Origin of the sequence: Rathayibacter sp. AY1D2, from assembly GCF_002932695.1 — a bacterium.
Lineage (GTDB): Bacteria > Actinomycetota > Actinomycetes > Actinomycetales > Microbacteriaceae > Rathayibacter.
In genome coordinates this window covers 1-26,044 of the sequence record NZ_PSVX01000020.1, presented here as the reverse complement: position 1 = coordinate 26,044, position 26,044 = coordinate 1, and the positions used below count along the sequence as shown (strand labels likewise).

The following is a 26,044-nucleotide window of genomic DNA, read 5'->3' as shown; positions in this document are numbered from 1 at the left end:
CCGGATTATCGGACTCTCCTTTCCCCGTCGTTCTGCGACGACTCGTACTCGCCTTTCGATTCCTTCTCCACGAGCCGGTTAGCTTCTACTGCACTGCTGATCGGTCACCGACGACGGATAAGCATTCGGAGCCGCTCCCGTCTCCGGATGGCCGCCCGATCCTCACCGCACGCCCGGGGGAAGGGGCCCATCATCACTGCCGTCATCGACGCGACCACCCGTTCCCGATCCGTCCCGCCGGTCGGTTCCGGCCTGATCGTGCACGAGTGGGTCGAGCGTCGCGGAGGCGCCGAGCGCGTGCTCGAGGCGATGACCGAGGCCTTCGCCGACGCCGACGTCCGCGTCCTCTGGAGCGACTGCGCCGAGGTCGTCGGCAGGCCCGTCTCGGAGTCCTGGCTGGCGCGCACGCCGCTGCGCCGCCACAAGGTCCTCGCCCTGCCGGCGATGCTGCCCACGTGGCGGCTCCCGGTCGGCGCCTCCCGCGAGTGGGTGCTGGTCAGCTCGCACCTCTTCGCCCACCACGTCCGCACCAGCGGACCGACCCGCAAGCTCGTCTACGCGCACACCCCGGCCCGCTACATCTGGGAGCCCGACCGCGACGGCCGCGGCAGCAGCCTCGCCGCCCGCACCGCGAGCCTGCTCCTCAAGCCGATCGACCGCCTCCGCGCCGCCGAGGCCTCCTCCATCGCCGTGAACAGCCTCTTCACCGGGCAGCGGGTGCGCGACGCGTGGCACCAGCCGTCGCGGGTCATCTACCCGCCGGTGAACACCGAGCTGCTCTCGACGATCACCGACTGGCGCTCCCCGCTCGACGACGACGAGCTGCGCCTCCTCGACTCGCTCGCCCGGCCGTTCATCCTGGGCGCCTCGCGGTTCGTCCCCTACAAGCGCCTCGAGAAGGTCATGGACGCCGGAGCCCGCACCGGGCTGCCGGTCGTCATCGCCGGGCACGGCCCCTGGGAGGCGCGGCTCCGCGCCTACGCCGAGGAGATCCGGGCCGACGTGACCTTCGTCATCTCGCCCTCCGACCAGCTGATCCGCGCGCTCTACGCGCAGGCGCTCGTGTACGTCTTCCCCGCGGTCGAGGACTTCGGGATCATGCCCGTCGAGGCGATGGCCTGCGGGACGCCGGTCATCGGGACCGACATCGGCGGAGTGCGCGAGAGCGTGTCCCTCGCCGGCGGGGGCGTCATCGCCGACCTCGAGGGCGATCCGGACTGGAGCGACCTGCTGCGCCGTGCGCTCGCGCTCGACGTCGACGCCTTCCGGGCTCGCACCCGGGTCTTCTCGCGCCGGCGCTTCATCGCCGAGATCCAGGACTGGGTCGCCGAGCAGACCGCCTGACGACGGCGCTCCCCGCCGCGGGAGGCCGTTCGTGCGCGCGTCACCGTGCGTGCGGACGACGCTCCCGCGGAGGGATCAGAACAGGCCGCGCGGGGGCTCGATCGAGGCGAGGACGCCGGGGGCGGCGATCACGCTGAGGCGGCCGACCTCCTCCGGGGTCAGCTCGGGCAGGCGCTGCGCGAGGTCGAGGAAGCGCTCGATCTCGGACTCCTCGAGCACGTCGGCGGCGAGCGTGCAGAACTTCGACACGTACTGCTCTCGGCTGAACGGGTGCGCGCCCAGCGGGTGCGCGTCCGCCACCGCGATTTCGTCGACGATCGTCGTGCCGTCCGTCATCAGGATCTCGACGCGGGCGCCGAACGCCTTCTCGCCCGGATCGGTGGAGTGGTAGCGGCGCGTCCACTCCGCGTCCTCCTGCGTCGTGACCCGGTGCCAGAGCGCGATGGTGTCGGCGCGGGCGGCCCGCTCGGGGGCGTAGCTGTGCACGTGGTGCCAGGCGCCGTCCTGCAGCGCCACCGTGAAGATGTACGGCACTGAGTGGTCCAGCGTCTCGCGGGACGCGGCCGGGTCGTACTTCTGCGGGTCGTTCGCGCCCGAGCCGATCACGACGTGCGTGTGGTGCGAGGTGTGCAGGACGATCCGCTCGACGCGCTCGGGGTCGGCGGCCTCGGGGTGCGTCCGGTGCAGGCGGCGGGCGAGGTCGATCAGCGCCTGCGCCTGGTACTCGGCCGAGTGCTCCTTCGTGTACGTGTCGAGGATCGCGCGCTTGGCCTCGCCGCGGTCGGGCAGCGGGACGTCGTAGCTCGCGTCGGCGCCGTCGAGCATCCAGGCGATGACGCCGTCCTCGCCCTCGTAGATCGGCGACGGGCTGGTCTCGCCGCGCATAGCCCGGTCGACCGCCTCGATCGCCATCTTCCCCGCGAAGGCCGGCGCGTACGCCTTCCAGCTCGAGATCTCGCCCTTGCGCGACTGCCGCGTGGCGGTCGTCGTGTGCAGGGCCTGCGCGACGGCCTGCTCGATCGTCGCGACGTCGAGGCCGAGCAGCGTGCCGATCCCGGCCGCGGCCGAGGGGCCGAGATGCGCGACGTGGTCGATCTTGTGCCGGTGCAGGCTGATCGCGCGCACCAGGTCGACCTGGACCTCGTAGCCGGTGACGATGCCGCGGACGAGCTGCGCCCCGCCGATGCCCGCGTGCTGGGCGACGGCGATCAGCGGAGGGATGTTGTCGCCCGGGTGCGAGTACTCGGCCGCCAGGAACGTGTCGTGGTAGTCGAGCTCGCGCACGGCGACTCCGTTGGCCCAGGCCGCCCACTCGGGCGAGACCCGGCGGGCCGGGTCGACGCCGAGGACGACCGAGCCCTGGCCGCCGATGGAGGCGGGGTGCGCGAGAGCCTGCGCGCGGGCGGCGACGACCGGGCGGCGCAGGAGCGACGCGGTGGCGACGGCGGCGTTGTCGATGACCCGGTTGACCACCATCTCGGCGACCTCGTCGTCGATCTCGACCGGATCGGCGGCGACCTCGGCGAGCGCGTGGGCGAGCTGCCCGTGTCGCGGGAGCTCCTCGTCGCTGCGGTGGACGCGGACGTGGTGTTCGTGCACGGGCGGCTCCTTCGTCTCTCCCCCAGGCTATCGCCCGCCTCCGGCCCGGGCCGCGCGGGCAGAATGGGCGGATGTCCTCCCCCACGCGCGTCGCGGCGCTCGACTGCGGCACCAACTCCCTCCGCCTGCTGATCGCCGACGTGGAGGGCGGCCGCCTCCGGGACGTCCAGCGCCGCACCGAGCTCGTGCGGCTGGGCCGCGGGGTCGACCGCACCGGCCGCTTCGACCCGGCCGCGCTCGAGCGGACCCTCGCCGTCGCCCGCGAGTACGCGGCCGCCGCGCAGGAGGCCGGCGCCGAGCACCTCCGCTTCGTCGCCACCTCGGCCACCCGCGACGCGGCCGACCGCGAGGACTTCCTCGCCGCCGTCGAGCGGATCCTCGGCGTCACCCCGGAGACGATCTCCGGCGAGGAGGAGGCGCGGCTCTCCTTCCGCGGCGCGGTCTCGGCCGTCGACTCCGCCCGGCCCGTGCTGGTCGTCGACCTCGGCGGCGGCTCGACCGAGCTCGTGCTCGGCGGAGCGGAGCCGGAGCAGGCGCACTCGATGGACGTCGGCAGCGTCCGCCTGACCGAGCGCCACCGCCGGGCCGCCGAACCGACGGAGGGCGAGCGCGCGGCGATGCGGGCGGACGTGGGCGCCGCGCTGGCCGCCTCCTCCGTCGACCTCTCGCAGGCCCGGAGCGTCGTCGGCGTCGCCGCGACCGTGCTCACGATCACCGCGCACGTCCTCCGCACCACCGACCGCGCCGCGCTCGAGACGTCCCTCCCCCTCTCCGACGTCCTCGCCGCCTGCGACGAGCTCGCCGCGCTGTCTCCGGAGGGGACGGCGGCCCTCCCCTGGGTCCGCCCGGGGCGCGAGGACGTGCTGGCGGCCGGCGCGCTGGTCTGGGGCGAGGTCCTCCGCGCGGTCCACGAGGCGTCGCCGGGCGTCGACCGGGTCCACTCGACCGCGCACGACATCCTCGACGGCATCGCGCTCGGCCTCGCCTGACGCCCGCGCGGGTCAGGCGGTGAGGGCGCTCCCGGAGTCGCGCGGGAGCCGGGCGGCGGCGGCGAGCGGCACGAGGGTCAGCACCGCGAGGGCGAGGAAGGCGACGCGGTACGGGACGAGGCCGGGCCCGATCGCGGTGCCGACGGCGAGCGCCACCGCGCCCACCGCGACTCCGAGTCCGGCCGCGATCTGCTGCGTGGTGGCGTTGAGGGTGTTCGCGCCCGACATCCACTCCTGCGGGACCTAGGCGAACGTGACGGTGTTGTAGGCCGTGAAGCCCGCCGAGCGGGCCACTCCGCTCAGCACCAGCAGCGCCACCGGAGTCGCCGGCTCGAGGAACGCCATCGCCGCCATGCACGCCGCCCCGACCGCGCTCGCCGCGACCAGCACCCCGCGGAAGCCGAGGCGCCGCAGCAGCGGAGTCGTGGCCGGCTTGATCGCCAGGTTGCCGGCGAAGAGCGCCAGCACCACGGAGCCGGCCTGCACCGGGCTCCAGCCGAACGCGTCCTGGAACAGCAGCGGGAGCAGGAACGGCACCGCGTTCACGGTCGCCCGGTAGAGCGATCCGCTCGCGTTGGCGACCCGGAAGGTGCGGAAGCGGAAGGCGTCGAGCCGCACGAGCGGATGCTCGGCGCGGCGCAGGTGCCGCACGGCGAGCGCCGTCACGACCGCGCCGACGAGCATCGGCGCCACCGCCCGCCCGTCGAGCTCGGAGCCGGTGAGGAGCCCCGCCGCTCCGACCAGCGCGCCCAGCCCGACCGCGACGAGCACCAGCCCGGTGACGTCGAGCGGGGGCGGCGCGCTCTCGGCGGTGGCGGGGACGATCCGGCGCGCGATCGCGAACGCGACGACCCCGAGGGGCAGGTTGATCAGGAAGATCCAGTGCCAGGAGGCGACGGTGGTGAGCAGCCCGCCGAGGAACGGCGCGATCACGGGGGCGACCAGTCCCGGCCAGACCAGGATCGCGATGGCGTGGATGATCCCCTCCCGCGGGGTCGCCCGCAGCACCGCGAGCCGGCCGACCGGCACCATCAGCGCGCCGCCGACGCCCTGCAGGACCCGGGCGCCGACCAGCAGCGGCAGCGTGGGGCTGAGCGCGCAGAGCAGGGAGGCGAGGGTGAAGACGGCGATCGCGGTGGTGAAGACGCGGCGCACGCCGAAGCGCTCGCTGAGCCAGCCCGAGGCCGGGATGAGGACGGCGACGGTGAGGAGGAACGCGGTGACGGTGATCGAGACCGCGGCGGAGTCGACGCCCAGGTCGGCGGCGATCGCGGGCGCGGCGGTCGTCACGATCGTGGCGTCGAGGTTCTCCATGAAGAAGCAGCCGGCGACGAGCAGCGCGAGGGAGCGGTGGCGGGGGTCCGTGCTGTCCTCCTCGGCGTGGGGCTGTCGGCGGCGAGCGTAGCGCGGCGACGGCGCGGCCGCCGGGCGGGTACCGTCGCAGCATGAGCGCTGCAGCCGAGACCAGGACGATCCAACTCCGACGCTACGAGCTGATGGACGGGGTGATGGACGACTTCCTCGCCTGGTTCCCCGAGCGGATCGTGCCGGCGCGCGAGGCCCACGGCTTCCGGATCGAGTTCGCCTACGCCGACCGCGAGGTGAACGAGTTCGTCTGGGCGGTCAGCACGGCCGGCGACGCCGACGCGTTCGCCGAGGTCGAGCGGGCGTACCTGGCCTCGCCCGAGCGCGACGCCGCCTTCGCGGGCGAGCCGAAGCGCGTCGCGGTGCAGCACGTGCGGCTGGTCGAGCGGATCGTCTGACCCGGGCGGCGTCCTGCCGGGGCGCCGCCGACTCCGGGCGCCGTCGGGTCCGAGCGCCGTCGGGTCCGGGCGCCGTCGGGTCCGGGCGCCGTCGGGTCCGGACCCGTCAGCTCCGGGCGCGCCGCACGGCCGCGAGGACGCCGCGGACCACGAGCGTCCCGACCGCGATCGACCCGATCGCTCCGGTCAGGCGCGCCCAGACGTGCTTCGGCCGGTCGATCCCGGCGCGGTCGGCGGGCGAGGGGAGCGAGGCGGGCGCGAGCGTGCGGCCCGCGGCTCCCGCCTCGGCCATGTGGGCGAGCCGGCGCACGGCCTCGCGGTTGCGGATCCAGAGGAACGAGTGCATCAGCGGCTTCGGGACGAGCGTGCCCGGGCCCTTCACGGGCGCCTCGTGCATCCGCACCTTCGCGCCGCGCGCGTGCGGCTCGACCTCGACGCGCACCCGGGCCTCGCCGAGCGGCCAGCCGGCGGCCTGGATGACCATCCGGCGCGGCGGGTCCCACTCGAGGACCGTGGTGCGGTCGTCGATCACGAGCGGCCAGAGGCCGAAGGAGTGGTGCAGCTGCGAGCCCACGTGCGGGAAGTCGGCGTCGACCTTCCGCATCCGCGACGCGCCGACGACCCAGCTCGGGAACAGCCAGCCGGAGGCGAGCACCGCGAAGACTGACTCGGGCGGGCAGTGGACGACGCGGGTGGTGCGGGACATCGCGGGCTCCTTCGAGTGGTGGTGGGGCGCGTGGCGGCGCCGTCCCTCAGCCTGGCAGGCCGGGGGCGGCGACGGGCGCAGCGCATCGGCGGCGGCTCAGGCCGGGTGCGCCTCCGGCGACAGGTCGGGCGACTCGCGCACCCCGAACTCGTGCCGCAGCGCGCTGCGGGCGGCGTGCCAGCCGGCCATGCCGTGCACGCCCGGCCCGGGCGGGGTGGACGAGGAGCAGAGGTAGAGCCCCTTCGCGGGCGTCCGCCACGGGTCGGTCGTGGGGACCGGGCGCGAGAGCAGCTGCGCGACGCTCGCGGCTCCGGCGGCGATGTCCCCGCCCAGGTAGTTCGGGTTGTAGGCCTGCATGTCGCGGGCGGTCATCGAGGAGGCGCCGATCACGCGGTCGCGGAACCCGGGGGCGAAGCGCTCGATCTGGGCGGTGATCGCCTCCTGCTGGTCGGCGGGCGAGTACCGGGGGACGTGCGTGTACGCCCAGAGGACGTGCTTGCCCTCGGGCGCCCGGGTCGGATCGACGATCGAGGGCTGCGCCACCAGCACGTAGGGGCTGCGGCTGTGCCGGCCGCGCTTCACGTCGCGCTCGGCGGCCGCGATCTCGGCGCGGCTGCCGCCCACGTGCAACGTGCCTGCGCCGGCGAGCTCCGGGTTCGTCCACGGCACCGGCCCGTCGAGGGCGAAGTCGACCTTGGCCACGCCGTTGCCGTAGCGGAAGCGCTGGAGGGCCGCGGCGTACGCCGGGGGCAGCCGGTCCCCCGCCATCGCGAGCAGCGCCGTCGGCGTGCCGTCGACGAGCACGGCGCGGGCCGGGGGCAGCTCGGAGAGCGAGGTCACCTCGACGCCGGTCTCGATGGTGCCGCCGTGCGCCCGGAGGTCGTCGGCGAGCGCGTCGACGATCGACTGGCTGCCTCCGATCGGCACCGGCCAGCCGCGCGCGTGGGCGTAGGCGCCGAGCGCTAGGGCGGCCGCGGCCGTCGACGGGCTCGGCATCGGGCGGATCGAGTGCGCGGCGACCCCGGAGAACATCGCCGGGGCGACGTCCTCGCGGAAGCGCAGGTTCCACACCGGGGTGCCCTGCTCGAGCACCCGCAGTCCAAAGCGGATCAGCACGCTCGGGTCCGTCGGGATCCGCAGCAGCGCGTCGTTGGTGAAGCCCGCGACGCGGTCGGCCCGCTCGGAGAGAGGTCCCATCAGGGCGCGCCACGCCGCTCCGTCGCGCCCCAGCGCCTCGGCCGTGCGGTCGAGGTCGCGGTAGGCGATGCCCGCGCGGCCGCCGTCGAGAGGATGCGCGTACGAGATCTCGGGGACGACCAGCTCGATGCGCCGGTCGAGCCCGAAGGCGCGGAAGAAGCCGGACGCGAGCGCCATCGGGTGCACCGCCGAGCAGACGTCGTGGTGGAACCCGGGCAGCGTCAGCTCCGCCGTGCGCGCGCCGCCGCCGATCGTCTCGTTGCGCTCGAGCACGGTGACCGAGAGCCCGGCCCGCGCGAGCGTGACCGCGGCGGCGAGGCCGTTGGGCCCCGCCCCGATGACGACGGCGTCGACCACGGTCACTTCCTCCGCAGGGCCGAGACGACGCCCGCGGCGCCGGCGGCGAGGGCCGCGGCGGCCCCCGCGTAGCTCAGGGCGCGGTGGCGGATCATCCAGATCTGGGGCGTCATGGTGTGCGCGCGGTCGCTGAAGAGGCCGCGGGCGCCGTGATCGCCGGGGACCGGCTCGTAGACGTTGTTCGGCAGCATCGGCTCCGTCTTGTCGGGGGCCTGCTGACCGTCGAAGGCGCTGCGGGCGAGGTACCAGTCCATGAAGCGCCCGGCGAAGCGGTCGCCGAGGATGGTGCCCGCGGTCGGCTCGCCGACCCAGGTGCGGCGGCGCGGCTTGTCGGCTACGTCGGCGATCGCGATCGCACCCACCTCGGGCTCGTAGATCGGCGGCACGGGCTGCGGGTGGTGCGGCAGCTGCGACTTCACCCAGTTGAACTGGATGGTGTTGAGCGCCGGCATGTCGACCTCGGACAGGCGCACGCGGCTCTTCGCGTGCAGCAGCTCCGCGGTGACGGCCTCGGTGAAGCCTCGGGCGCCGAACTTGGAGGCGCAGTACGCGGCCTGCAGCGGGATGCCCCGGTGCGCGAGGGCGGAGCCGACCTGGATGACGTGCCCGCGGTCGCGCGGGGTCATCCGGGAGAGGGCTGCGCGGGTGCCGTTGACGAAGCCGAAGAAGTTGACGCCCACGGCGCGCTCGAAGTCGGCGGGCTCGGTCGAGAGGAACTCGCCGAAGACGCCGACCATCGCGTCGTTGACCCACAGCTCGATCGGGCCGAGCTCGGCCTCGACCCGGTCGGCCGCCGACTCGACGGCCTCGCGGTCGGCCACGTCGGTCGGGATGCCCAGCCCGCGCCGGCCCTTCTGCTCGATCTCGGCGACCGTGGCCGCCAGTCCGTCCTCGCCGCGCGCCAGCACGGCGACGTCCCAGCCGCGGGAGGCGAGCTCGCGGACCGTGGCGCGTCCGAGCCCGGCCGTGCCGCCCGTGACGACGGCGACTCCGCGGCTCATGCGCGGGCCTCGCGGGAGGAGGTCTCGAGGCGGGGGTGCTGCGTCATGGTGCGGGCTCCTTCGTGAGGGCGCGGTGTGCGTCGGGAGTCCCACGCTAGGCGGGAGCGGCGGCGCGGCGCGCGGGGTTGCGCCTGATCGGTGGAGAGCTCGGTGGATCCGCGCCCGGGGAGGAGAATCGCTCCCGACAGCTCCCGGCTCTCCTCCAGAGACCGCCGCCAGACTGACGCCCGCCCGAGCACCCTCCGACCGGATCGACGCATGACCTCTCTCCTCGACCTGAGCCTCGTCTCCGGCCCCCTCGTCGTCGCCGTCTACGTGCTCGCGATCGGAGCGCTCCTCCTCCTGCTCGCCGCCCACGTCCGCGCTCCCCGCCGCGGGCGCTCCCGACGCGGCGGGATCGCCGTCGCGGTCCTCCTCCTGGGCCTGATCGGCGGCGCCGCCCTGGCCGCCCTCGTCGACGGGCCCGACGGCCCGTTCGGCGTCGACTTCACGCCGGTCACCCGGGTCGCGATCGGCCTCGGGATCGGCGGATTGGGCGTCGCCCTGGTCGTCCTCGGGCACGCGATCGCCCGCCGCCGCGCGCGGGGGGTTCTCGCATCGCTCGCGGCCGGAGTGCTCGTCGTCGCGGCGGCCGCGATGACCGTCAACATCGACTTCGGCCAGTACCCCACGGTGCGCAGCGCGCTCGGGATCAGCGCGTACTCCGACTCCTCCGTGCCGGTCGCCGCCGCGGACGGACCGCACTCGGACCTCGCGACCTGGACGGCCCCGGCCGGGATGCCCGCCGTCGGCTCGGTCTCGACGGTCGCCATCCCCGCCACCGCGTCGGGCTTCCCGGCCCGCGACGCCGTGGTCTACCTCCCGCCCGCGGCCCTCACCGCGACCCCGCCGCTGCTGCCGGTGATGATCATGCTCTCGGGGCAGCCGGGGTCGCCCTCCGATCCGCTCTCGACCGAGAAGTTCCAGCAGACCCTCGACGCCTACGCCGCCGCGCACGCCGGCCTCGCGCCGATCGTCGTGTCGCCCGACCAGCTGGGCGATCCGGACAGGAACCCGATGTGCGTCGACTCGCCGCTCGGGAAGTCCGCCACCTACCTCACCGTCGACGTCCCGAACTGGATCCGCGCGAACCTCCCGGTGCTCGGCGACGCGCAGCACTGGGCGATCGGCGGCCTCTCGCAGGGCGGGACCTGCTCGATCCAGCTCGGCGCCGGCCACCCGTCGCTCTTCGGCAACATCGTCGACGCCTCGGGCGAGCTCGCGCCGACCCTCGGCAGCGAGGCGGCGACGGTCGCGCAGGGGTTCGGCGGAGACGAGGCCGCCTACGAGGCCGCGAAGCCGGTGAACGTCCTCGCGGAGAACGCCCCCTACACCGGCACCGTCGCGATCTTCGGAGTCGGCGCCGAGGACACCTCGTTCCTCCCCGGAGCGAAGACCGTCTACGCCGCGGCCGTCGCCGCCGGCATGAGCGCCACCTACCTCGAGGTGCCGGACAGCGCCCACGACGTCACGGCGTGGTCGGCGACCTTCGACAAGGGCCTCGAGATCCTCGCCGACCGCTGGAAGCTCGTCCCCGCCTCCTGAGCGGCTAAGGGCCTCAGGCGCTCTCGACCAGCCGGACCGCCGCCTCGATCCCGCCGCTCCACGGCGCTCCGTGGCCCGGGACCACCCAGCGCGCCCCGGTGGGCAGGAGCGCCCGGAGCGACGCGAGCGCCTGCTCCGGCTCGTCGGTGAAGGGCGCGGGCTGCGGACCCGTGCGGCCGGTGAGCACGTGGCGGGTGGTCAGCCCGTCGCCGACGAAGACCGCGTCGGCCAGCGGCACGTGCACGGCGATGCTCCCCGGGGAGTGACCCGGGAGCGCGATCACGCGGGGAGCGCCCGGCAGGTCGAGCGTCTGCCCGTCGTGCACCTCGACGACCTCGGTGAGCGGCGGGACCGTCGCGATGCCCTTCCGCAGCGCGTAGGCCGCGAAGCCGAGGAGCGGCAGGACGCGCAGCCGCGGTGTCGCGGTCCTCGGCTTCGCCCCGCCCTTCGCCCGCTCGGCGTCGGCGGCGTGCACGTGGACCGGCACGCCGTGGTCGCGGCGCAGGCGCTCGGCGAAGCCCACGTGGTCGGAGTCGCCGTGGGTCAGCACGACGCCGCGCACGTCGTCGAGGGTGCGGCCCATCGCGCGCAGCTCGGCCAGGAGCTCCGGCCAGAGACCGGGCAGGCCGGCGTCGATGAGCGTGACGCCCTCGTCGGTGTGGACGAGGTGGACGGCGACGATGTCGGTGCCGATGCGGCGCAGGTGGGGTCCGAGTTCCATGATGGCTACGCTAGTTAGCCATCATGGCTACTGTCAATAGCTATACTCGGTCCATGCCCACTCCCGACCGCACCTCCCTCGAGGCGATCGTGCGCGCCGCCGGCGAGCTCCTCGAGCGCGACGGGCTCGCCGGGGTCACGATGCAGGCCGTCGCGCAGAGCGTCGGAGTCCGCGCCCCCTCCCTCTACAAGCGCGTCGAGGGACGCGAGACGCTGATCCGCCTCGTCGCCGCGGACGCCCTGACCGTGCTCGCCGACCGCCTCGCCGACGCCCCGGACGCCGCCGCGCTCGCCGACCGCCTCCGCGCCTTCGGCCACGAGCGGCCGGCCGCGTTCCTCCTCGTGATGGCCCCCGCTCCCGGCACGCCCGTCGCCGCCCAGGAGTACCGCGACGCGGCGAGCGCCCGCCTGCTGGACCTCACCGCGCAGTTGGCGGGCGAGGAGGACGCCCTCGAGGCGGCGCGCACGCTGACCGCCTGGGCGACGGGGTTCATCGGGATGGAGATCACCGGCGCCTTCACCCTCGGCGGCGATGTGGAGAGCGCCTGGCGCTTCGGGCTGGGGCGGATCGTCTCCGCGCTCGCTCCGGCCGCGTCGCGCTGAGCGCCGCCGCTCAGGCCCGGCGGAGCGCCGCCTCGTCCTCGAGGAACCGCGGACGGCACGCGACGATCCCGCTGACCAGCAGCACCGCCACTCCGGCGAACAGCAGCGCGTACGCGCCGCCCCAGTCCCCCTGCGCCTCGTAGAGCACGCCGATCAGCAGCGGACCGAGGCAGGCGAGCCCGTAGCCGAGCCCCTGCGTGGCGCCGGAGAGGGTCGAGGAGCCGGTGGTCGTCCGCGTCCGCGCGTTCACGAGCGTCAGCGTCATCGGGAACGTGCTGACGCCGAGCCCGAGGCAGACCACCCACGCCACGGCTCCCTCCAGCGGAGCGACGATGAGGCCGGCGTAGCCGACCGCGAGCAGCGCGCAGCACACCAGCACGACCACGACCGGGTTGCGCATCCCCAGCGTCAGCGGCGGCACCACGAAGGCGGCGGCGAGGCCGAACATCGAGAACAGCGCCAGCAGCGCCCCGCCCTGCGCCGGATCCGCGCCCGCGTCGACGAGGATCGTCGGCAGCCAGGTGATGATCCCGTAGGTGTGCAGACCGGTCATCCCGAGCATCAGCACCATCGCCCAGAGCAGCGGCGTGCGCCAGGCCCCGTCCACGCGGCCGCCGGCGGCGGCCGGAGCCGCCCCGCCTCCTCCGCGGGCCGCGAGCGCCGCCCAGAGCAGGCACGCCGCGGCCGTCATCACGGCCCAGATCCCGATCGCCCAGCGCCACCCCGCCGTCGAGGCCAGCGGCACCGCGACCAGCGGAGCGACGAACTGGCCCACCTGCAGCAGCGCCAGGTAGAGCGAGCTGACCGTCTTGATCCGCTCGGCGAAGTACCGCTTCACGATCGGCACGATGAGCACGTTCGTGGTGCCCACGCCCGCGAAGGCGACGACGGTCGAGAGCACCAGAGCGACCGGGCTCGGGCTGAGCGCGCGGAGGGCGATGCCCAGTGTGGTCACCAGCGTCGCGATCGCGAGCGTGCGCTCCAGGCCGATCCGGCGCGAGACGGCCGCGGCGACGAAGCCGAAGACGGCGAAGGAGGCGGTGACGATCGTCCCCAGCGCCCCGTAGAGCGAGGGCCCGAAGCCGAGATCGGCGCCGATCGTGTCGAGCAGCGGGCTGAAGCCGGTGACGGCGGTGCGGAGGTTCAGCGCGGTGATCGCGATGGCGGCGAGGGCCAGGAGGGCGGTGGCGCGGAGCGTCGGTGCTGCGGTCATGGAGTCCCCGAGAGATAGGATGATGGGATGAATCCTGGCGAGTCTAGCCCCGCGGCGCCGTTCCAGCGCGAGAGCGTGATCGACCACGTCACGGCGCTGTTCCACGAGGAGATCCGCTCCGGCCGCTGGGCCGTCGGCGAGCGGATCCCGGTGGAGGCCGAGCTCGCCCGCTGGACCGGCGCCGGACGCAACTCCGTCCGCGAGGCCGTCCAGGCCCTCGTGCAGGCGGGCCTCGTGCGGCGGGAGCAGGGGCGCGGCACGTTCGTCACCGCGCGCTCGCAGCTCGCCGAGTCGCTGCGCCGCCGCATCCCGAGCGCCGCCCGCCGGGAGGGCCTCGAGCTGCGGTTCGCGATCGACGGGGCGACGGCCGCGCTGGCGGCCGAGCGCCGCACCGGGGAGGACGTCGCCGCCCTCCGTGCCCTGCTGGCCCGCCGGGCCCGCTCGTGGGAGGCGCCGGAGCTCGCCGAGCGGATCGCCGCGGACACCGCGCTGCACCGGGCCGTCGTCGTCGCGACCCACAACGACCTGTTCGTCGAGCTCTACGACGGCCTCACCGGCATGTTCGAGTCGGTGCTGGAGGAGGACGTCGTCGGCGAGGAGGACGTGCACGCCCGCCAGCACGCCGAGCTGGTCGAGGCGATCGCCGCGGGCGACGCCGAGGGGGCGCGGCGCCGGATCGAGGAGCTGCTCGCGCCGCTGCTGGCCGAGGCGCAGCAGGGCGGCGGCTAAGGAGGATCCTCCGAGGCGGGCGGCACGCGCTCACGGCCGGCGTCGTGCCGCCCGGCGAGCGGGATCAGCCGAGTGGGATCAGCCCCGCGGACGACGGGTCGACCAGAGCGCCCACGCCACCAGCAGCGGCTGGAACGCGAGGCGCACGGCGCGCTTGCGGTCGGTGTCGAGGCCGAAGGCGCTCGTCCGCGTCACCCACTGCGAGACGTTGCCCGGGAAGATCGCGGTGAAGAAGGCGGCGGCCGCGGCTCCGACCAGCGGCGCCCGTCGGCGCGCGAGCACCAGCGAGGCGCCCAGGCCGATCTCGACCACGCCCGAGGCGAGCACGACCGCGTCCTTGTCCAGCGGCACCCACTCGGGCACCTGCGCCTGGAACTCCTCCCGCTTGCGGGTGAGGTGGCTCACCCCCGCGAAGAGGAGGGCGGAGCCGAGGAGCACCTTGGCGCCGGTGCGGAGGAGGGACGGGGAGGAGGATGTCATGCGCTCCATCGTTCCCGATGCGGGCCGCCGCCGCCGCCGTGGCGCGGCCAGTGCGCACGAACGTGCCGGTGTCGGAGGCGGCGCCTAGTCTGATCGCGTGACTGACCGCATCCTCGTCCTCACCACCGGTGGCACCGTCGACAAGGAGTACTCGCTCGCGGGCGAGCTCGAGATCGGCGCCCCGATGGTGCCGCGCCTGCTCGCCCCGGTGCTCACCACGCTCGAGTTCCGCGTCGAGGAGGTCCTCGCCAAGGACAGCCTCGAGCTCGACGACGCCGATCGGGCCCTCATCCGCGAGCGGGTGCTCGCCGCCGAGGAGGACCGGATCGTCCTCACCCACGGCACCGACACGATGACCGCGACGGCCGAGGCCCTCGGCGTCGTCCGCGATCGGGTGGTCGTCCTCACCGGCGCGATGCAGCCCGCACGGATGCTCGACAGCGACGCCGCGTTCAACCTCGGCACCGCGGTGGCCGCCGTGCAGCTGCTGCCGCCGGGCGTCTACCTCGCGATGAGCGGGCGGGTGCTGCCCGCCGGCTCCGTGGTGAAGGACCGGTCGATCGGCGTGTTCCTCCCGGCCTGAGCCGAACGCCGGGCCAGGGTCGCCCGCGGACGGGCTTCCGGCCGGACCACCCTCAGGCCTCGGCGAGCTCCGCGGTGCAGGCGGCGCAGAGCCCGAAGACGTCCACGACGTGGTGCGCGTCCGTGAAGCCGTTCTGCGACGCGACCGAGCGCGCCCACTCCTCGACCTCGTCGGCCGCGATCTCGACCGTCAGCCCGCAGCGGCGGCAGATCAGGTGGTGGTGGTGCGTCCCCGGCGTGCAGGCGCGGTAGAGGCTCTCGCCCTCGGGCGACTGCAGCGAGTCGGCCTCGCCCTCCACGGCCAGGTCCGAGAGCGCGCGGTAGACCGTCGCGAGCCCGATCGGCGAGCCGGAGGCGTGCAGCGCACTGTGCAGGCCCTGGGCGCTGACGAAGTCCTCGCGACGCCCGAGGGCCTCGCGCACCGCCTCGCGCTGCCACGTGTTGCGCTTGACCACTGGACCACCTCCACTCCGCACGACCCGGGCCACGCTACCGCCCCCCGCCGACGGCGAGCCGGGAGCGCCGGACGCCCTTGCGGCCGATGATCCGGCAGACCGCGTAGATCGCGAACGAGATCGTCGTCACGTAGGGGCTGATCGGGATCGATCCGCCCAGCGCGAGCAGGATGCCGCCCACCAGCGCGCCGACGGCGAAGAGCACGCTCAGCAGCGGCACGACCACCGGCGAGGCGGACAGTCGCAGCGCCGCGGCCGCCGGCGTCACCAGGATCGCGAGCACGAGCAGCGAGCCGACGATCTGCACCGAGACGGCGACCGCGAGGCCGAGCAGGAGCATGAACGCGATCGAGAGCGCCCGGGTGGGGATGCCGCGCGCGGCCGCCACGTCGGCGTCGACGCTCGCGAAGGTGAGGGGGCGCCAGATCAGCGCGAGACCGACGAGGACGACCACCGAGATGCCGATCAGCCACCCGAGCTGCGGGTCGTCGACCGCGACGATCTGCCCGGTGAGCAGGCCGAACTTGTTCGCGCTGCGGCCCGGGTAGAGGGCCAGGCAGAGGATGCCGATGCCGAGTCCGAAGGGCATCAGCACCGCGATGATCGAGTTGCGGTCGCGGGCGCGCGAGCCGAGCACGCCGATCAGGACGGCCGCGATCAGCGAGCCGACGATCGATCCCTCGACGACGCCGACGCCCAGCAGCAGCCCCGCGGACGCCCCCGCGAACGAGAGCTCGCTGATGCCGTGGACCGCGAAGGCCATGTCGCGCGACATCACGAAGACGCCGATGAGCCCGCCGACCACTCCGAGGACCGCGCCGGCGATCACCGAGTTCATCAGCAGCGACAGCAGCGCTCTGTAGTCCGAGAAGTCGAAGATCTGCGACCAGACGTCCGTCACGACTGCCCCTCCTCGTGCTCGTGCACGTGCGAGTGGTCGGGGGCGCCGACCACGATGACCCGGCCCCGGGCGCGGATCACGTCGACGGGTGCGTCGTAGAGCTCGCTGAGCACCTCCGAGCGCAGGACCTCGTCGGGGGTGCCGATCCGGAACCGGCCGCCGGCGAGGTAGAGCACGCGGTCCACCATGCCGAGCACCGGATTCACGTCGTGCGTGACGAAGAGGACGCCGAGGTTCCGCTCGCGGCGGTGCCGGTCGATCAGCTCGCTGACCGCCCGCTGGTGGGCGAGGTCGAGCGCGATCAGCGGCTCGTCGCAGAGCAGGAGCGCCGGGTCGCCCGCGAGCGCCTGGCCGACGCGGACGCGCTGCTGCTCGCCGCCGGACAGGCTGCCGATGGGGGCGTCGGCGAAGGCGGTGGCGCCGACGGCCTCGAGCAGCGCGTCGACGGCCGCGCGCCGGGAGCGGGAGGGCAGGGGCAGGCCGAACCGGTGGCCGTCGATCCCGAGCCCGAGCAGATCGCGCGCGCGCAGCGGCGTGCCCTCGTCGGCGAGCTTCTGCTGCGGGATGTAGCCGATGCGCCGGTTGCCGCGGTGCACGGGCTCGCCGAGCACCTGCAGCTCCCCCGCGCTCAGCTGCTGCTGGCCGAGCACCGCGCGCAGGAGGCTCGTCTTGCCGGAGCCGTTCGCGCCGAGCACCGCGACGAACTCGCCGGCGCGCACGTCGAGGTCGACGCCGCTCCACAGCTCGCGGTCGCCGAAGCGGAGGCCGGCGCCGCGCAGCCGCAGCACGGACGCCGAAGGGCCCGCCTCCGGGGAGACGGGCCTGGTCGGGGAGTCGTGGCTCACTGGGAGAGGGCTCCCTCGATCGCGTCGAGGTTGGCGGTCATCCAGCCGGTGTAGTCGTCGCCCTCGGGCAGCGTCTCGGTGACGGGGACGGCCGGGATCCCGGCGGCCTTCGCGGCGTCGAGCACCGCGTCCGTCTGCGCGCCCTCGGTCTGCTCGTTGTAGATCAGCGCGTCGACGGCCTTGCCGGAGAACAGCGCCAGCGTCTCCTGGAGCGTGGTCGCGGGGACGTCGGTGCCCTCCTCGACCGCCTCGCTGAAGGCCTCGGGAGTCGCGTCGGTCAGGCCGAGCGCATCGGTCATGTACAGCGGGACGGGCTCGGTGATCGCGATGGAGCGGCCGGAGAGCGTGCCCTTCAGCTCGCCCTCGCGGGCGATCAGGGCGTCGAGCCCCTCGTCGAGGGTGGCGAGATTGGCGGAGTAGGCGGAGGCGTTGTCGGGGTCGAGCGCGGCGAGCTCGTCGCCGATCCGCCCCGCGACCTCCTTCATCACCGAGAGGTCGTACCAGACGTGCTCGTTGAACTCCGCGTGCTCGTGCCCGCCCTCCGACTCCTCCTCCTCCGCGTGGTCGTGGACGTCCTCCAGGCCGGCGATCACGGTCGCCGTGATGACGGGGGCCTCGGTGCCGGCCGCGCTGATCATGGTGTCGAGGAAGTGGTCGTAGCCGCCGCCGTTCTCGATCACGAGGGTCGCGCCGGACACGGCGAGCTGGTCGCGGGCGGTGGCCTCGTACTCGTGCGGGTCCTTGTCCGGGCTGTCGATGATGCTGGTCACCTCGACCAGGTCGCCGCCGATGCTCGAGACGAGGTCGCCGTAGACGTTCGTCGACGCGACGACCTTCACGGGCCCGCCCGCGGCGGCGGCGGCGGAGCTGTCGGAGGCGCTGCCCGCTCCGGAGCAGCCGCTCAGGGCGAGCGCGGTGCCGCCGAGGAGGGCGGTGAGGGCGAGGAGGCGGGTCTTCACGGTGAGCCGATCTGGGTCAGGGGCCGGGCGGGTGCCCCCACGCTAACGGCTATTGATAACGATTGTCAAAATCGTGCAGAGGCGCCCGCCGGTCATCCGCGGACACACGCGGACACGGGGCGACACGCGCCTCGCTCCGGACACCTCGCCCCTGGCACAGTCGCTGCACACCGCCCCCCGACGAGACGAGGACACCGTGACCACCACCGCACCCACGACCGCCGGCGCCGACGCCGCGACGACGATCGGCGCCGCCGCCGAGCACTGGTCGGCCGCACCCCGGCCCGACTCCCCTGACGCCTGGCTCGTCCGCGCCGAGGAGGTCGCCGTCGTGCTCGCGACCGACGCCCTCGAGCGCGACCGCGCCGGCGCCGCCCCCTTCGCCGAGGTCGCCCTGCTCAAGGCGGCCGGCCTCGTCACGCTGCTCGGGCCCGCCGAGCACGGCGGCGGCGCCCAGGAGTGGACCACCGCCCTCCGCGTCGTCCGCACCGTCGCGCGCGGCGACGGCTCGATCGGCCAGCTGCTCGGCTACCACTACCTCTGGGCCTGGGCGGCCCGCCTCGTGGGGACCCCTGAGCAGATCATCGCGGTGGAGCAGCTCGCGACCGAGGGGGACCTCCTCTACGGAGGCGCGGTGAACCCGCGCGACTCCGACCTCACCGTGCGGGAGGAGGGCGACGAGCTGGTCTTCACCGGCCGCAAGTCGTTCTCGACCGGCGGTGTGGTCAGCGACCTGACCGTGCTCGAGGGGGTGCTCGAGGGGACGGACACCCACCTCTTCGCGATCGTCCCCACCGATCAGGAGGGGATCGTCTTCGGCCGCGACTGGGACAGCCTCGGCCAGCGGCTCACCGAGTCCGGCTCCGTCGAGATCCGCGGCGTCCGCGTGCCGTGGGCGGCGGCGGCCGGCTTCGTCGACAAGGTCTACCGTCCGCTCGTCTACAACACCCTCAACGTGCCCGTCATCCAGCAGGTCTTCGCCGAGTTCTACCTCGGCATCGCGCAGGGAGCGCTCGAGCGCGCGGCGCAGTACACCCGCGAGCGCACCCGGGCCTGGCCGTACGGCGGCGACGACAAGGAGCGCGCCGGCGACGAGTGGTACGTGCTCGAGGGATACGGCGACCTGCAGTCCCGGCTCTGGGCCGACGAGGCGCTGATCGACGCGACGGGGGCCGCGCTCTCGGCCGCGCTGCACGCTCCGCGCGAGGAGCTGACGCCTCGGCGCCGCGGCGAGATCGCCGTGCGGATCGCCGCGGCCAAGGCGCGGATCGTGGAGGACGGCCTCGCGACGGCGACCCGCGTCTTCGAGCTGACCGGCGCCCGCGCCTCCGCCAGCTCGGTCGGACTCGACCTCTACTGGCGGAACCTCCGCACCCACTCCCTGCACGATCCGCTGCCCTACAAGCGCCGCGAGGTCGGCGTCTTCGCCCTGCTCGACACCGTCCCCGAGCCCAGCTGGTACACCTGATCGGCCGCGGGGCGCGTCCTGCTCCGGCGGCGCGCTCCGCCCGCACGCCGCCCCGGCGTCGATCCGCGACAGGCCGGAGCGGAGCCCCGGGGTAGCGTGAGGGCCGAGCGGAGGGAGGACCGTGGCCGTCACGCTGCACGACGTCGCCCGCGCCGCCGACGTCTCGATCAAGACCGTCTCGAACGTGATCAACGATTATCCGCACGTGCGCCCGGCCACCCGCTCCCGGGTGCAGGCGGCCATCGCGCAGCTGGGCTACCGCCCCAACCTCTCCGCGCGGAGCCTGCGCCGCGGCCGCACCGGCGTGATCGGCCTCGCCCTGCCGGAGCTGAGCCTCCCCTACTTCGCCGAGCTCGCCGACAGCGTGATGCGCGCCGCCGACGAGCGCGGCCTGACGGTGCTGATCGAGCAGACCGGCGGCGACCCCGAGCGCGAGCGGAGCGTCCTGGCGAGCGAGCGCCGGCAGCTCACCGACGGCCTGCTCTTCAGCCCGCTGGGCCTCGCCGACGAGGACGCACTCGCGGTCGGCTTCCCCCTGGTGCTGCTCGGCGAGCGGATCTTCACCGGGCTGGTCGACCACGTCACCATGCAGAACACTGCGGCGGCGCACGCGGCCACCGCGCACCTGCTCGCCTCCGGAAGGCGCCGGATCGTGGCGCTCGGGACGCACCCCGACGCCGCTGTCAGCTCGGCGTCGCTCCGCCTCGAGGGCTACCGCGCCGCGCTCGCCGAGGCCGGTATCGCCTACGACGAGCGGATGATCGGCGTCTCGGGCCCGTGGCGGCGCTCCGGCGGCGCCGAGGCGATGCGCCGCGTGCTCGCCTCCGGGCTCGACTTCGACGCCGTGTTCGCGCTCAACGACACCCTCGCGCTCGGCGCGGTCCGCGCGCTCCAGGAGGCGGGGGTCCGCGTCCCCGAGGAGGTGGCGGTGATCGGCTTCGACGACATCGACGAGGCGGGCTACTCCTCCCCCAGCCTCTCCAGCGTGGACTCGGGGCGCGACGAGATCGCGCGGACCGCGGTCGAGGTGCTGCAGGCCCGGATCGAGGGCACCCGCACCGGCCCGGGGACGCTCCACGAGGCGGCGTTCACCGTGGTCGCCCGGGAGTCGACCGCGGGCCGTCCGATCGCGGAGGACCCGCCGGTCGGCCGGGCGTCGGCCGGGGCCTAGGCGCAGGTCCCGCTGCCGCAGATCTCGCGGCGGATCCACGCGCCCGCGTCCGCGACGGCCAGCTCGCCGCGGCGGAGGAGCCGGCTCCACTCCACGGCCCGCGTCGTCAGCCGGTCGTCGGCCGAGCCGCGGACGTCGCCGCCGACGGTACGGAGGAACAGGTGCGCGAGCGGGCCGCCGAGGTACAGCGTGGCGCCCGCGACGCCGGCGAAGTGGCGGGCCTGGCCGCGGGTGCCGTCGTCGTAGGGGCGGCGGAAGCCCTTCCCCCGGACCCGGTTGCGGCCGCCGTGCGCCAGGTCGAGGGCGCCGAGCGGAGCGCTGCGGATGCCGGCGACGTCCTTCGCGACGGCCGCGAGGAACGCGCGCGGGCGGGGATGCGACGCCGCGAGGGCGTCGGCGCGGTCGGCGAGCTCGGAGCAGGCGTCGGTGACGGCATCGGAGGAGGGCACCCGCCCAGTCGAGCACAGGTGCGCTGAGCGGCGGCGGGGAGACGCGACGATCGAAAAGGTCTGCCGCCGTCGGCAGCGGCGAGCAGCGAGGCAGGAGGGGGCCGGTGCCGCTCTTGACAGCGGCCGAGCCGGGGCGGACCATCGTGTACAACGTTAGAAAGACCGCTCGCCGCCGAGCCCGCTGCGGGAGCCCGAAGCCCGAAAGGCCCTCATGACCGACGCCCCCGCCGCCACCGCGCGCATCAGCCTCGACCCCGCCGCGGTCGTCGCCCCCGTCACTCCGCGCCTCTTCGGCTCGTTCGTCGAGCACCTCGGCCGCTGCGTGTACGACGGCATCTACGAGCCCGGCCACCCCGCCTCGAACGAGGACGGCTTCCGCCTCGACGTGGTCGAGCTGGTCAAGGAGCTGGGCACCACGACGATCCGCTACCCCGGCGGCAACTTCGTCTCGGGCTACCGCTGGGAGGACGGCGTCGGCCCGCGCTCCGAGCGCCCCCGCCGCCGCGACCTGGCCTGGCACTCGCTCGAGACCAACGAGGTCGGGCTGGACGACTTCGCGAAGTGGGCGGAGCTGACCGGCAGCGAGATCATGTACGCCGTCAACCTCGGCACCCGCGGCGTCCTCGAGGCGCTCGACGTCCTCGAGTACGCCAACGGGCCGGCCGGCACCGCTCTCGCCGACCAGCGCATCGCCAACGGCGGGACCGAGCCCTACGACATCCGCATGTGGTGCCTCGGGAACGAGATGGACGGCCCCTGGCAGGTCGGCCACATGAGCGCCGACGACTACGGCAAGCTCGCCTCCCGCACCGCCAAGGCCCTCAAGATCGCCGACCCCTCGCTCGAGCTGGTCGTCTGCGGCTCGTCGAGCTCGTCGATGCCGACCTTCGGCGAGTGGGAGCGCGTGGTCCTCGAGTACGCGTACGACGACGTCGAGTACGTCTCGTGCCACGCCTACTACCAGGAGTACGACGGAGACCTCGGCTCCTTCCTCGCCTCCTCCCTCGACATGGAGTACTTCATCGCCACCGTCGCAGCGACGGTGGACCACGTGAAGTTCAAGCTCAAGAAGACGAAGGACATCAAGCTCTCCTTCGACGAGTGGAACGTCTGGTACCTCGAGGAGTGGCAGGCCAAGGAGAAGGCCGACGCCGAGGGCGACCAGAGCACCCGCGAGTGGGCCTACGCCCCGCGCCTGCTCGAGGACGTCTACTCCGTCGCCGACGCCGTCGTCCTCGGCAATTTGATGATCACGCTGCTGAAGAACTCCGACCGGGTCACCTCCGCCTCCCTCGCGCAGCTCGTCAACGTGATCGCGCCGATCATGACCGAGCCGGGCGGAGCCGCGTGGCGCCAGACCACGTTCTTCCCGTTCTCGACCACCGCGCGCCTGGCCTCCGGCTCGGTGCTGCGCCCCCGGATCGACGCGGGGACCTACTCGACCGCCCGCCACGGCGACGCTCCGCTCATCGACTCCGTCGCCACTGTCGACGAGGGCCGCGCGGCCGTCTTCCTGGTGAACCGGTCGCAGACGGAGCCGATCGAGGTCACCGTCGACGTCAGCGGCCTCGGAGTCTCGAGCATCGCGGAGGCGGTGGCCCTGTTCGACGAGGACCCCTACGCGAAGAACACGCGTGACGACCAGAACCGCGTTCGCCTGCGCGAGGCCCCGGCGACGCTCGAGGACGGCGTGCTGACGCTGACCCTCCCGCCCGTCTCGTGGACGGCGGTCGCGCTCACGGCGTAGCGGCGTCCGACCCGCGGGACCGCGTCCGGCCTCCCGGAGCCGCGCGGACCCGCGGGTCCCGTCGGGAACCGTCCCGGCTCAGGCCGCGGGCCGCAGCGGGGAGGAGGCGCTCGAGCTGGTCCGCGAGGTCGTCCGCCACCCCCACGAGTACGTGGCGGGGATCGGGCTCGACAACCTCGAGACGGCGGGTCCGCCCGAGCGCTTCGCCGACGCCTACCGCCTCGCCGGGGAGGCCGGCCTGGGCCGGACCGCCCACTCCTCCGAGCACGCCCCGACCGCGGCCAACACGACGACCTGCCTCGATCTGCTGGGCTGCGACCGGATCGACCACGGCTACTTCGTCCTCGAGGACCCCGCCGTCGTCGAGCGCGTCCGCGAGCAGGGCGTGGTGTTCACCGTCGCCTCGACGACCTCGCGCCGCTCCTGGCGGCCCTGGCGGCGCGCGTCCATCCGGGCGATGCTGGACGCGGGACTGCGGGTCGTGCCCTGCTCCGACGATCCCGGGATGTTCCCGACCACGCTCGCCGACGAGTACCGCCTCGCCGCCGGCCCGATCGGCGCGACCGCCGGTCAGCTGCGCGAGATGGCGCTCACCGGAGCGGAGGCCTCCTGGCTGCCCGCCGCCGAGAAGGAGAGGCTGCGCGCGTCGTTCGCCGCGGAGCTGGACGCGCTGGACGCGGAGTTCGGGCTCGTCTGAGGCCCGGGACGCGACGGGCTCCCCGCCCTGACAGAGTGGACGGATGAGCCCCCTCCCCGATCCCCTGGCCTTCGACCTCGAGGCGCTGCGCCGGGAGGTGCTGCCGGACGACGGGGGCGAGGTCGACGACAGCATCCCCGCGCTCGCGGACGCCGACCCGGGTCTGTGCGCGATCGCGCTCGTCCTGCCCGACGGGTCCGTCCGCGCGAGCGCCGACGCGGAGTCGCGGTTCAGCATCCAGTCGGCCGTGAAGCCGTTCCTGTTCGCGCTCGCGCTCCTCGACACCGGCGGCGACGCGCTCGACCGCGTCGGCATCGAGCCCACCGGCGAGGCCTTCGACGCCCTCAAGCTCGAGAGCGGCACCGGGCGTCCGCCGAACCCGATGGTCAACGCGGGAGCGTTGCTGACCGCCGCCCTGGTCGACGGGGGCGACGCCGACGGCCGGAGCGAGCGGATCCTCCGCGGCCTCTCCGCCTTCGCCGGCCGCCCGCTCTCCGTCGACGAGAGCGTCGCCGCCGACGAGCACCTCCTCGGCGACCGGAATCACGCCCTCGCGCACCTGATGCGCGCGGAGGGCACCCTGCATCGCAGCGCCGACGACGCCGTCTCCGCGTACGCCCGGGCGTGCGCCGTGCTGGTCGACGTCCGCGACCTGGCCGCGATGGGCGCGACCCTCGCGTTCGGCGGCGTGCACCCGGGGACCGGCGAGCGGGTCGTGCCGGCCTCGGTCGCGCGCGACGTGGTCGCGGTCATGGCGACGTGCGGCGTCTACGACGGCTCGGGCCGCTGGATGCGCGCGGTCGGCGTCCCCGCCAAGTCGAGCGTCTCGGGCGCCCTCGTCCTCTCCGCTCCCGGCCGCCTCGGCGCCGCCGTCGTCAGCCCGCCGCTGGACCCCCAGGGCACCAGCGTCCGCGGCGCCCGCGTCGCCGCCCGCCTGAGCGACGCCCTCGCCCTGCACTCCTTCGCGGTCGCCCCCCGCTGACCGCTGCCGTTCCCCCGCTCTCCCCGCTCCACGACACGCCCCACCTCGTACAGCCGACCGCGGAGCGGATGACGACGAAGGAGGAATCCGCCCGATCGAGCACCGCCCAGCTCACCGCCGAATCGCGTTCCAGCGATTCGCCGTAGCGGTACGCTCCCCGCTCCACGACACGCCCCACCTCGTACAGCCGACCGCGGAGCCGATGACGACGAAGGAGGAATCCGCCCGATCGAGCACCGCCGAGCTCACCGCCGAATCGCGTTCCAGCGATTCGCCGTAGCGGTACGCTCCCCGCTCCACGGCACGCCCCCACCTCGTACAGCCGACCGCGGAACGGATGACGACGAAGGAGGAATCCGCTCAATCGAGCACCGCCCGCTCAGTCGAGCAGCAGCGCCGGTTCCTCCAGCACGCTGGCGACGTCGGCGACGAAGCGGCTGACGACGTCGCCGTCGACGACGCGGTGGTCGAAGGAGCCGCCGACCGTGGTGACGAAGCGGGGGCGGACCTCGCCGTCGACGACCCAGGGCTTCTGCTTGATCGTGCCGAGGGCGATGATCGCGACTTCGCCGGGGTTCAGGATCGGGGTGCCCGTGTCCATCCCGAAGACGCCGATGTTGGTGATGGTGATGGTGCCGTTCTGCATGTCGGCGGCGGTGGTCTTGCCGTCGCGGGCGTCGAGGGTGAGCTTCTCGAGGGCCTGGGCCAGTTCGAGGAGGCTCATCGACTGGGCGTCCTTGACGTTGGGGACGAGCAGTCCGCGCGGGGTGGCCGCGGCGATGCCGAGGTTGACGTAGTGGCGGACGACGATCTCGGTGTCGGTCCAGGCGGAGTTGACGGTGGGGTTGCGGCGGACGGCCCAGATGATGGCCTTGGCCATGATGAGCAGCGGCGAGACCTTGACGCCGGCGAAGTCGGGCGAGTTCTTGAGGCGCTTGACGAACTCCATGGTGCGGGTCGCGTCGACGTCGACGAAGACGCTGACGTGGGGCGCGGTGAACGCGCTCGTCGACATCGCGGCGGCGATCGCCTTGCGGACGCCGCGCACGGGGATCCGCTCCTCGCGGTCGTCGCCCCAGGCGGGGGTCTGGATGTTGCGGAAGACGCTGGCCTGGGAGGCGTGGCGGATGACGTCGTCGCGGGTGACCTCGCCGGCGAGGCCGGTGGCCTGCACCTCGAGGAGGTCGACGTCGAGGTCCTTCGCGAGCTTGCGGATCGGCGGCTTCGCGATGACGGGGAGCGCGGCGGCGGCCGGCACGGAGGCGGGCCGGGCCGGGGCCGTCGGGCGGGCGGCGGGCGCGGCGGCCGAGGCGGTGGCGCCCGGTCGGCGGCGGCGGGTCTGGACGTGTCCGCCGGCGGTGCCGTAGCCGACGAGCGCGGCTCCAGAGCCCTCGCCCGGCTCGGTGGTGGATGGGGCGGGCGGAGCGGCGGCCTGCGCGCGGTGGTCGAGAACGGGAAGAACGTGGTCTGGCGCCACGCGGCTCCGCCCGGCTCGGTCATGAT

At 74.3% G+C, this 26,044-nt stretch carries 27 protein-coding genes; 12 read left to right on the top strand and 15 right to left on the bottom strand.

From position 1 onward, the window contains the following. The first annotated feature begins 147 nt into the window (after nt 1–147). Nucleotides 148–1,344 carry a glycosyltransferase gene (locus C5D04_RS07115; protein WP_104251036.1) on the top strand — a complete coding sequence of 399 codons (1,197 nt, stop codon included), beginning with the start codon at nt 148–150 and terminating at the stop codon, nt 1,342–1,344. A 75-nt stretch (nt 1,345–1,419) separates the two neighbouring features. Here C5D04_RS07115 and C5D04_RS07110 read toward each other — a convergent pair whose 3' ends face one another. Next, entirely contained in the window at nt 1,420–2,943 is a 1,524-nt protein-coding gene (locus C5D04_RS07110; RefSeq protein ID WP_104347465.1) for an MmgE/PrpD family protein, read from the bottom strand. A 71-nt stretch (nt 2,944–3,014) separates the two neighbouring features. Here C5D04_RS07110 and C5D04_RS07105 point away from each other — a divergent pair, with 71 nt between their 5' ends. Then, complete coding sequence (locus tag C5D04_RS07105) at nt 3,015–3,932, top strand: exopolyphosphatase (RefSeq protein ID WP_104347464.1); 918 nt, start codon at nt 3,015–3,017, stop codon at nt 3,930–3,932. 12 nt (nt 3,933–3,944) lie between these two features. Here the strand turns inward: C5D04_RS07105 and C5D04_RS18635 are convergent, their stop codons facing one another. Further along, nucleotides 3,945–4,160 (bottom strand): hypothetical protein, encoded by a 216-nt coding sequence (locus C5D04_RS18635; RefSeq protein WP_258068855.1) that lies wholly within the window; start codon nt 4,158–4,160, stop codon nt 3,945–3,947. A gap of 15 nt (nt 4,161–4,175) precedes the next feature. After that, nucleotides 4,176–5,246, bottom strand: coding sequence for an MFS transporter (locus C5D04_RS07100; RefSeq protein WP_374954375.1), 1,071 nt, complete (start codon nt 5,244–5,246; stop codon nt 4,176–4,178). A gap of 131 nt (nt 5,247–5,377) precedes the next feature. On the opposite strand from C5D04_RS07100, the gene C5D04_RS07095 reads away from it, so the two are divergent. Continuing rightward, nucleotides 5,378–5,695, top strand: a complete 318-nt coding sequence (locus C5D04_RS07095) for an NIPSNAP family protein (RefSeq protein WP_104224531.1) — start codon at nt 5,378–5,380, stop codon at nt 5,693–5,695. 106 nt (nt 5,696–5,801) lie between these two features. Here C5D04_RS07095 and C5D04_RS07090 read toward each other — a convergent pair whose 3' ends face one another. The 3 genes from C5D04_RS07090 to C5D04_RS07080 all read right to left on the bottom strand — a co-directional run bounded on the left by C5D04_RS07090 (nt 5,802) and on the right by C5D04_RS07080 (nt 8,956). Then, nucleotides 5,802–6,401: an SRPBCC domain-containing protein gene (locus C5D04_RS07090; protein ID WP_104233566.1), complete on the bottom strand. Its 600-nt coding sequence runs from the start codon at nt 6,399–6,401 to the stop codon at nt 5,802–5,804. Between the two features lie 96 nt (nt 6,402–6,497). Beyond that, on the bottom strand, nt 6,498–7,955 hold the full coding sequence (locus tag C5D04_RS07085) for a phytoene desaturase family protein (RefSeq protein WP_374954374.1): 1,458 nt from the start codon (nt 7,953–7,955) through the stop codon (nt 6,498–6,500). Nucleotides 7,956–7,957: 2 nt separating this feature from the next. Next, nucleotides 7,958–8,956, bottom strand: coding sequence for an SDR family oxidoreductase (locus C5D04_RS07080; RefSeq protein ID WP_104233564.1), 999 nt, complete (start codon nt 8,954–8,956; stop codon nt 7,958–7,960). Between the two features lie 258 nt (nt 8,957–9,214). Here C5D04_RS07080 and C5D04_RS07075 point away from each other — a divergent pair, with 258 nt between their 5' ends. After that, entirely contained in the window at nt 9,215–10,540 is a 1,326-nt protein-coding gene (locus C5D04_RS07075) for an esterase family protein (protein WP_104347462.1), read from the top strand. A gap of 13 nt (nt 10,541–10,553) precedes the next feature. On the opposite strand, the gene C5D04_RS07070 is transcribed toward C5D04_RS07075, so the two are convergent. After that, nucleotides 10,554–11,261: an MBL fold metallo-hydrolase gene (locus C5D04_RS07070; RefSeq protein WP_104251043.1), complete on the bottom strand. Its 708-nt coding sequence runs from the start codon at nt 11,259–11,261 to the stop codon at nt 10,554–10,556. A gap of 53 nt (nt 11,262–11,314) precedes the next feature. Here C5D04_RS07070 and C5D04_RS07065 point away from each other — a divergent pair, with 53 nt between their 5' ends. Beyond that, the gene (locus C5D04_RS07065; protein ID WP_104329417.1) at nt 11,315–11,863 is read left to right on the top strand and encodes a TetR/AcrR family transcriptional regulator; all 549 of its coding nucleotides are present in this window, start codon (nt 11,315–11,317) and stop codon (nt 11,861–11,863) included. A gap of 10 nt (nt 11,864–11,873) precedes the next feature. Here C5D04_RS07065 and C5D04_RS07060 read toward each other — a convergent pair whose 3' ends face one another. After that, nucleotides 11,874–13,076, bottom strand: coding sequence for an MFS transporter (locus C5D04_RS07060; RefSeq protein ID WP_104347461.1), 1,203 nt, complete (start codon nt 13,074–13,076; stop codon nt 11,874–11,876). Between the two features lie 27 nt (nt 13,077–13,103). Between C5D04_RS07060 and C5D04_RS07055 the strand changes: the two genes are divergently transcribed. Further along, the gene (locus tag C5D04_RS07055) at nt 13,104–13,805 is read left to right on the top strand and encodes a FadR/GntR family transcriptional regulator (protein WP_104292768.1); all 702 of its coding nucleotides are present in this window, start codon (nt 13,104–13,106) and stop codon (nt 13,803–13,805) included. Between the two features lie 78 nt (nt 13,806–13,883). Here the strand turns inward: C5D04_RS07055 and C5D04_RS07050 are convergent, their stop codons facing one another. Next, nucleotides 13,884–14,294, bottom strand: coding sequence for a hypothetical protein (locus tag C5D04_RS07050; protein WP_181027249.1), 411 nt, complete (start codon nt 14,292–14,294; stop codon nt 13,884–13,886). An 88-nt stretch (nt 14,295–14,382) separates the two neighbouring features. Between C5D04_RS07050 and C5D04_RS07045 the strand changes: the two genes are divergently transcribed. Then, the gene (locus tag C5D04_RS07045; RefSeq protein ID WP_104224541.1) at nt 14,383–14,868 is read left to right on the top strand and encodes an asparaginase domain-containing protein; all 486 of its coding nucleotides are present in this window, start codon (nt 14,383–14,385) and stop codon (nt 14,866–14,868) included. Nucleotides 14,869–14,920: 52 nt separating this feature from the next. Here C5D04_RS07045 and C5D04_RS07040 read toward each other — a convergent pair whose 3' ends face one another. Genes C5D04_RS07040 through C5D04_RS07025 form a run of 4 tightly spaced genes read right to left on the bottom strand, consistent with a single transcriptional unit; the run spans nt 14,921 to nt 18,027 of the window. Further along, entirely contained in the window at nt 14,921–15,322 is a 402-nt protein-coding gene (locus C5D04_RS07040; RefSeq protein ID WP_104238381.1) for a Fur family transcriptional regulator, read from the bottom strand. A 34-nt stretch (nt 15,323–15,356) separates the two neighbouring features. After that, nucleotides 15,357–16,160, bottom strand: coding sequence for a metal ABC transporter permease (locus C5D04_RS07035; protein ID WP_104224551.1), 804 nt, complete (start codon nt 16,158–16,160; stop codon nt 15,357–15,359). Between the two features lie 59 nt (nt 16,161–16,219). Then, nucleotides 16,220–17,068 carry a metal ABC transporter ATP-binding protein gene (locus C5D04_RS07030; protein WP_104227225.1) on the bottom strand — a complete coding sequence of 283 codons (849 nt, stop codon included), beginning with the start codon at nt 17,066–17,068 and terminating at the stop codon, nt 16,220–16,222. Further along, nucleotides 17,065–18,027, bottom strand: a complete 963-nt coding sequence (locus tag C5D04_RS07025; RefSeq protein ID WP_104317335.1) for a metal ABC transporter solute-binding protein, Zn/Mn family — start codon at nt 18,025–18,027, stop codon at nt 17,065–17,067. Before C5D04_RS07025 ends, C5D04_RS07030 begins: the two co-directional genes overlap by 4 nt. A gap of 196 nt (nt 18,028–18,223) precedes the next feature. Here C5D04_RS07025 and C5D04_RS07020 point away from each other — a divergent pair, with 196 nt between their 5' ends. Further along, nucleotides 18,224–19,495 carry an acyl-CoA dehydrogenase family protein gene (locus C5D04_RS07020; protein WP_258065460.1) on the top strand — a complete coding sequence of 424 codons (1,272 nt, stop codon included), beginning with the start codon at nt 18,224–18,226 and terminating at the stop codon, nt 19,493–19,495. Nucleotides 19,496–19,616: 121 nt separating this feature from the next. Continuing rightward, the gene (locus C5D04_RS07015; protein WP_104224545.1) at nt 19,617–20,666 is read left to right on the top strand and encodes a LacI family DNA-binding transcriptional regulator; all 1,050 of its coding nucleotides are present in this window, start codon (nt 19,617–19,619) and stop codon (nt 20,664–20,666) included. On the opposite strand, the gene C5D04_RS07010 is transcribed toward C5D04_RS07015, so the two are convergent. Then, nucleotides 20,663–21,115, bottom strand: a complete 453-nt coding sequence (locus C5D04_RS07010) for a hypothetical protein (RefSeq protein WP_104224546.1) — start codon at nt 21,113–21,115, stop codon at nt 20,663–20,665. The genes C5D04_RS07015 and C5D04_RS07010 overlap by 4 nt on opposite strands. 211 nt (nt 21,116–21,326) lie before the next feature. On the opposite strand from C5D04_RS07010, the gene C5D04_RS07005 reads away from it, so the two are divergent. The 3 genes from C5D04_RS07005 to glsA all read left to right on the top strand — a co-directional run bounded on the left by C5D04_RS07005 (nt 21,327) and on the right by glsA (nt 24,541). Further along, nucleotides 21,327–22,862, top strand: coding sequence for an alpha-N-arabinofuranosidase (locus C5D04_RS07005; RefSeq protein WP_104326181.1), 1,536 nt, complete (start codon nt 21,327–21,329; stop codon nt 22,860–22,862). A 115-nt stretch (nt 22,863–22,977) separates the two neighbouring features. Next, nucleotides 22,978–23,559 carry a hypothetical protein gene (locus C5D04_RS07000; RefSeq protein ID WP_104347460.1) on the top strand — a complete coding sequence of 194 codons (582 nt, stop codon included), beginning with the start codon at nt 22,978–22,980 and terminating at the stop codon, nt 23,557–23,559. A gap of 43 nt (nt 23,560–23,602) precedes the next feature. Then, nucleotides 23,603–24,541, top strand: a complete 939-nt coding sequence (gene glsA, locus C5D04_RS06995; protein WP_104347459.1) for a glutaminase A — start codon at nt 23,603–23,605, stop codon at nt 24,539–24,541. Between the two features lie 379 nt (nt 24,542–24,920). Here the strand turns inward: glsA and C5D04_RS06990 are convergent. Then, nucleotides 24,921–26,044 (bottom strand): dihydrolipoamide acetyltransferase family protein (locus tag C5D04_RS06990; RefSeq protein ID WP_104347478.1); only part of this gene is annotated, 1,124 nt, incomplete at its 5' end.

Excerpts from the sequence above, each read along its gene's own strand:
- C5D04_RS07115 (WP_104251036.1), top strand. The coding sequence starts at position 148 with ATGGCCGCCCGATCCTCACCGCACGCCCGGGGGAAGGGGCCCATCATC.
- C5D04_RS07105 (WP_104347464.1), top strand. The coding sequence starts at position 3,015 with ATGTCCTCCCCCACGCGCGTCGCGGCGCTCGACTGCGGCACCAACTCC.
- C5D04_RS18635 (WP_258068855.1), bottom strand. The coding sequence starts at position 4,160 with ATGTCGGGCGCGAACACCCTCAACGCCACCACGCAGCAGATCGCGGCC.
- C5D04_RS07100 (WP_374954375.1), bottom strand. The coding sequence starts at position 5,246 with ATGGAGAACCTCGACGCCACGATCGTGACGACCGCCGCGCCCGCGATC.
- C5D04_RS07095 (WP_104224531.1), top strand. The coding sequence starts at position 5,378 with ATGAGCGCTGCAGCCGAGACCAGGACGATCCAACTCCGACGCTACGAG.
- C5D04_RS07090 (WP_104233566.1), bottom strand. The coding sequence starts at position 6,401 with ATGTCCCGCACCACCCGCGTCGTCCACTGCCCGCCCGAGTCAGTCTTC.
- C5D04_RS07080 (WP_104233564.1), bottom strand. The coding sequence starts at position 8,956 with ATGAGCCGCGGAGTCGCCGTCGTCACGGGCGGCACGGCCGGGCTCGGA.
- C5D04_RS07075 (WP_104347462.1), top strand. The coding sequence starts at position 9,215 with ATGACCTCTCTCCTCGACCTGAGCCTCGTCTCCGGCCCCCTCGTCGTC.
- C5D04_RS07070 (WP_104251043.1), bottom strand. The coding sequence starts at position 11,261 with ATGGAACTCGGACCCCACCTGCGCCGCATCGGCACCGACATCGTCGCC.
- C5D04_RS07065 (WP_104329417.1), top strand. The coding sequence starts at position 11,315 with ATGCCCACTCCCGACCGCACCTCCCTCGAGGCGATCGTGCGCGCCGCC.
- C5D04_RS07060 (WP_104347461.1), bottom strand. The coding sequence starts at position 13,076 with ATGACCGCAGCACCGACGCTCCGCGCCACCGCCCTCCTGGCCCTCGCC.
- C5D04_RS07055 (WP_104292768.1), top strand. The coding sequence starts at position 13,104 with ATGAATCCTGGCGAGTCTAGCCCCGCGGCGCCGTTCCAGCGCGAGAGC.
- C5D04_RS07050 (WP_181027249.1), bottom strand. The coding sequence starts at position 14,294 with ATGGAGCGCATGACATCCTCCTCCCCGTCCCTCCTCCGCACCGGCGCC.
- C5D04_RS07035 (WP_104224551.1), bottom strand. The coding sequence starts at position 16,160 with ATGAACTCGGTGATCGCCGGCGCGGTCCTCGGAGTGGTCGGCGGGCTC.
- C5D04_RS07005 (WP_104326181.1), top strand. The coding sequence starts at position 21,327 with ATGACCGACGCCCCCGCCGCCACCGCGCGCATCAGCCTCGACCCCGCC.
- glsA (WP_104347459.1), top strand. The coding sequence starts at position 23,603 with ATGAGCCCCCTCCCCGATCCCCTGGCCTTCGACCTCGAGGCGCTGCGC.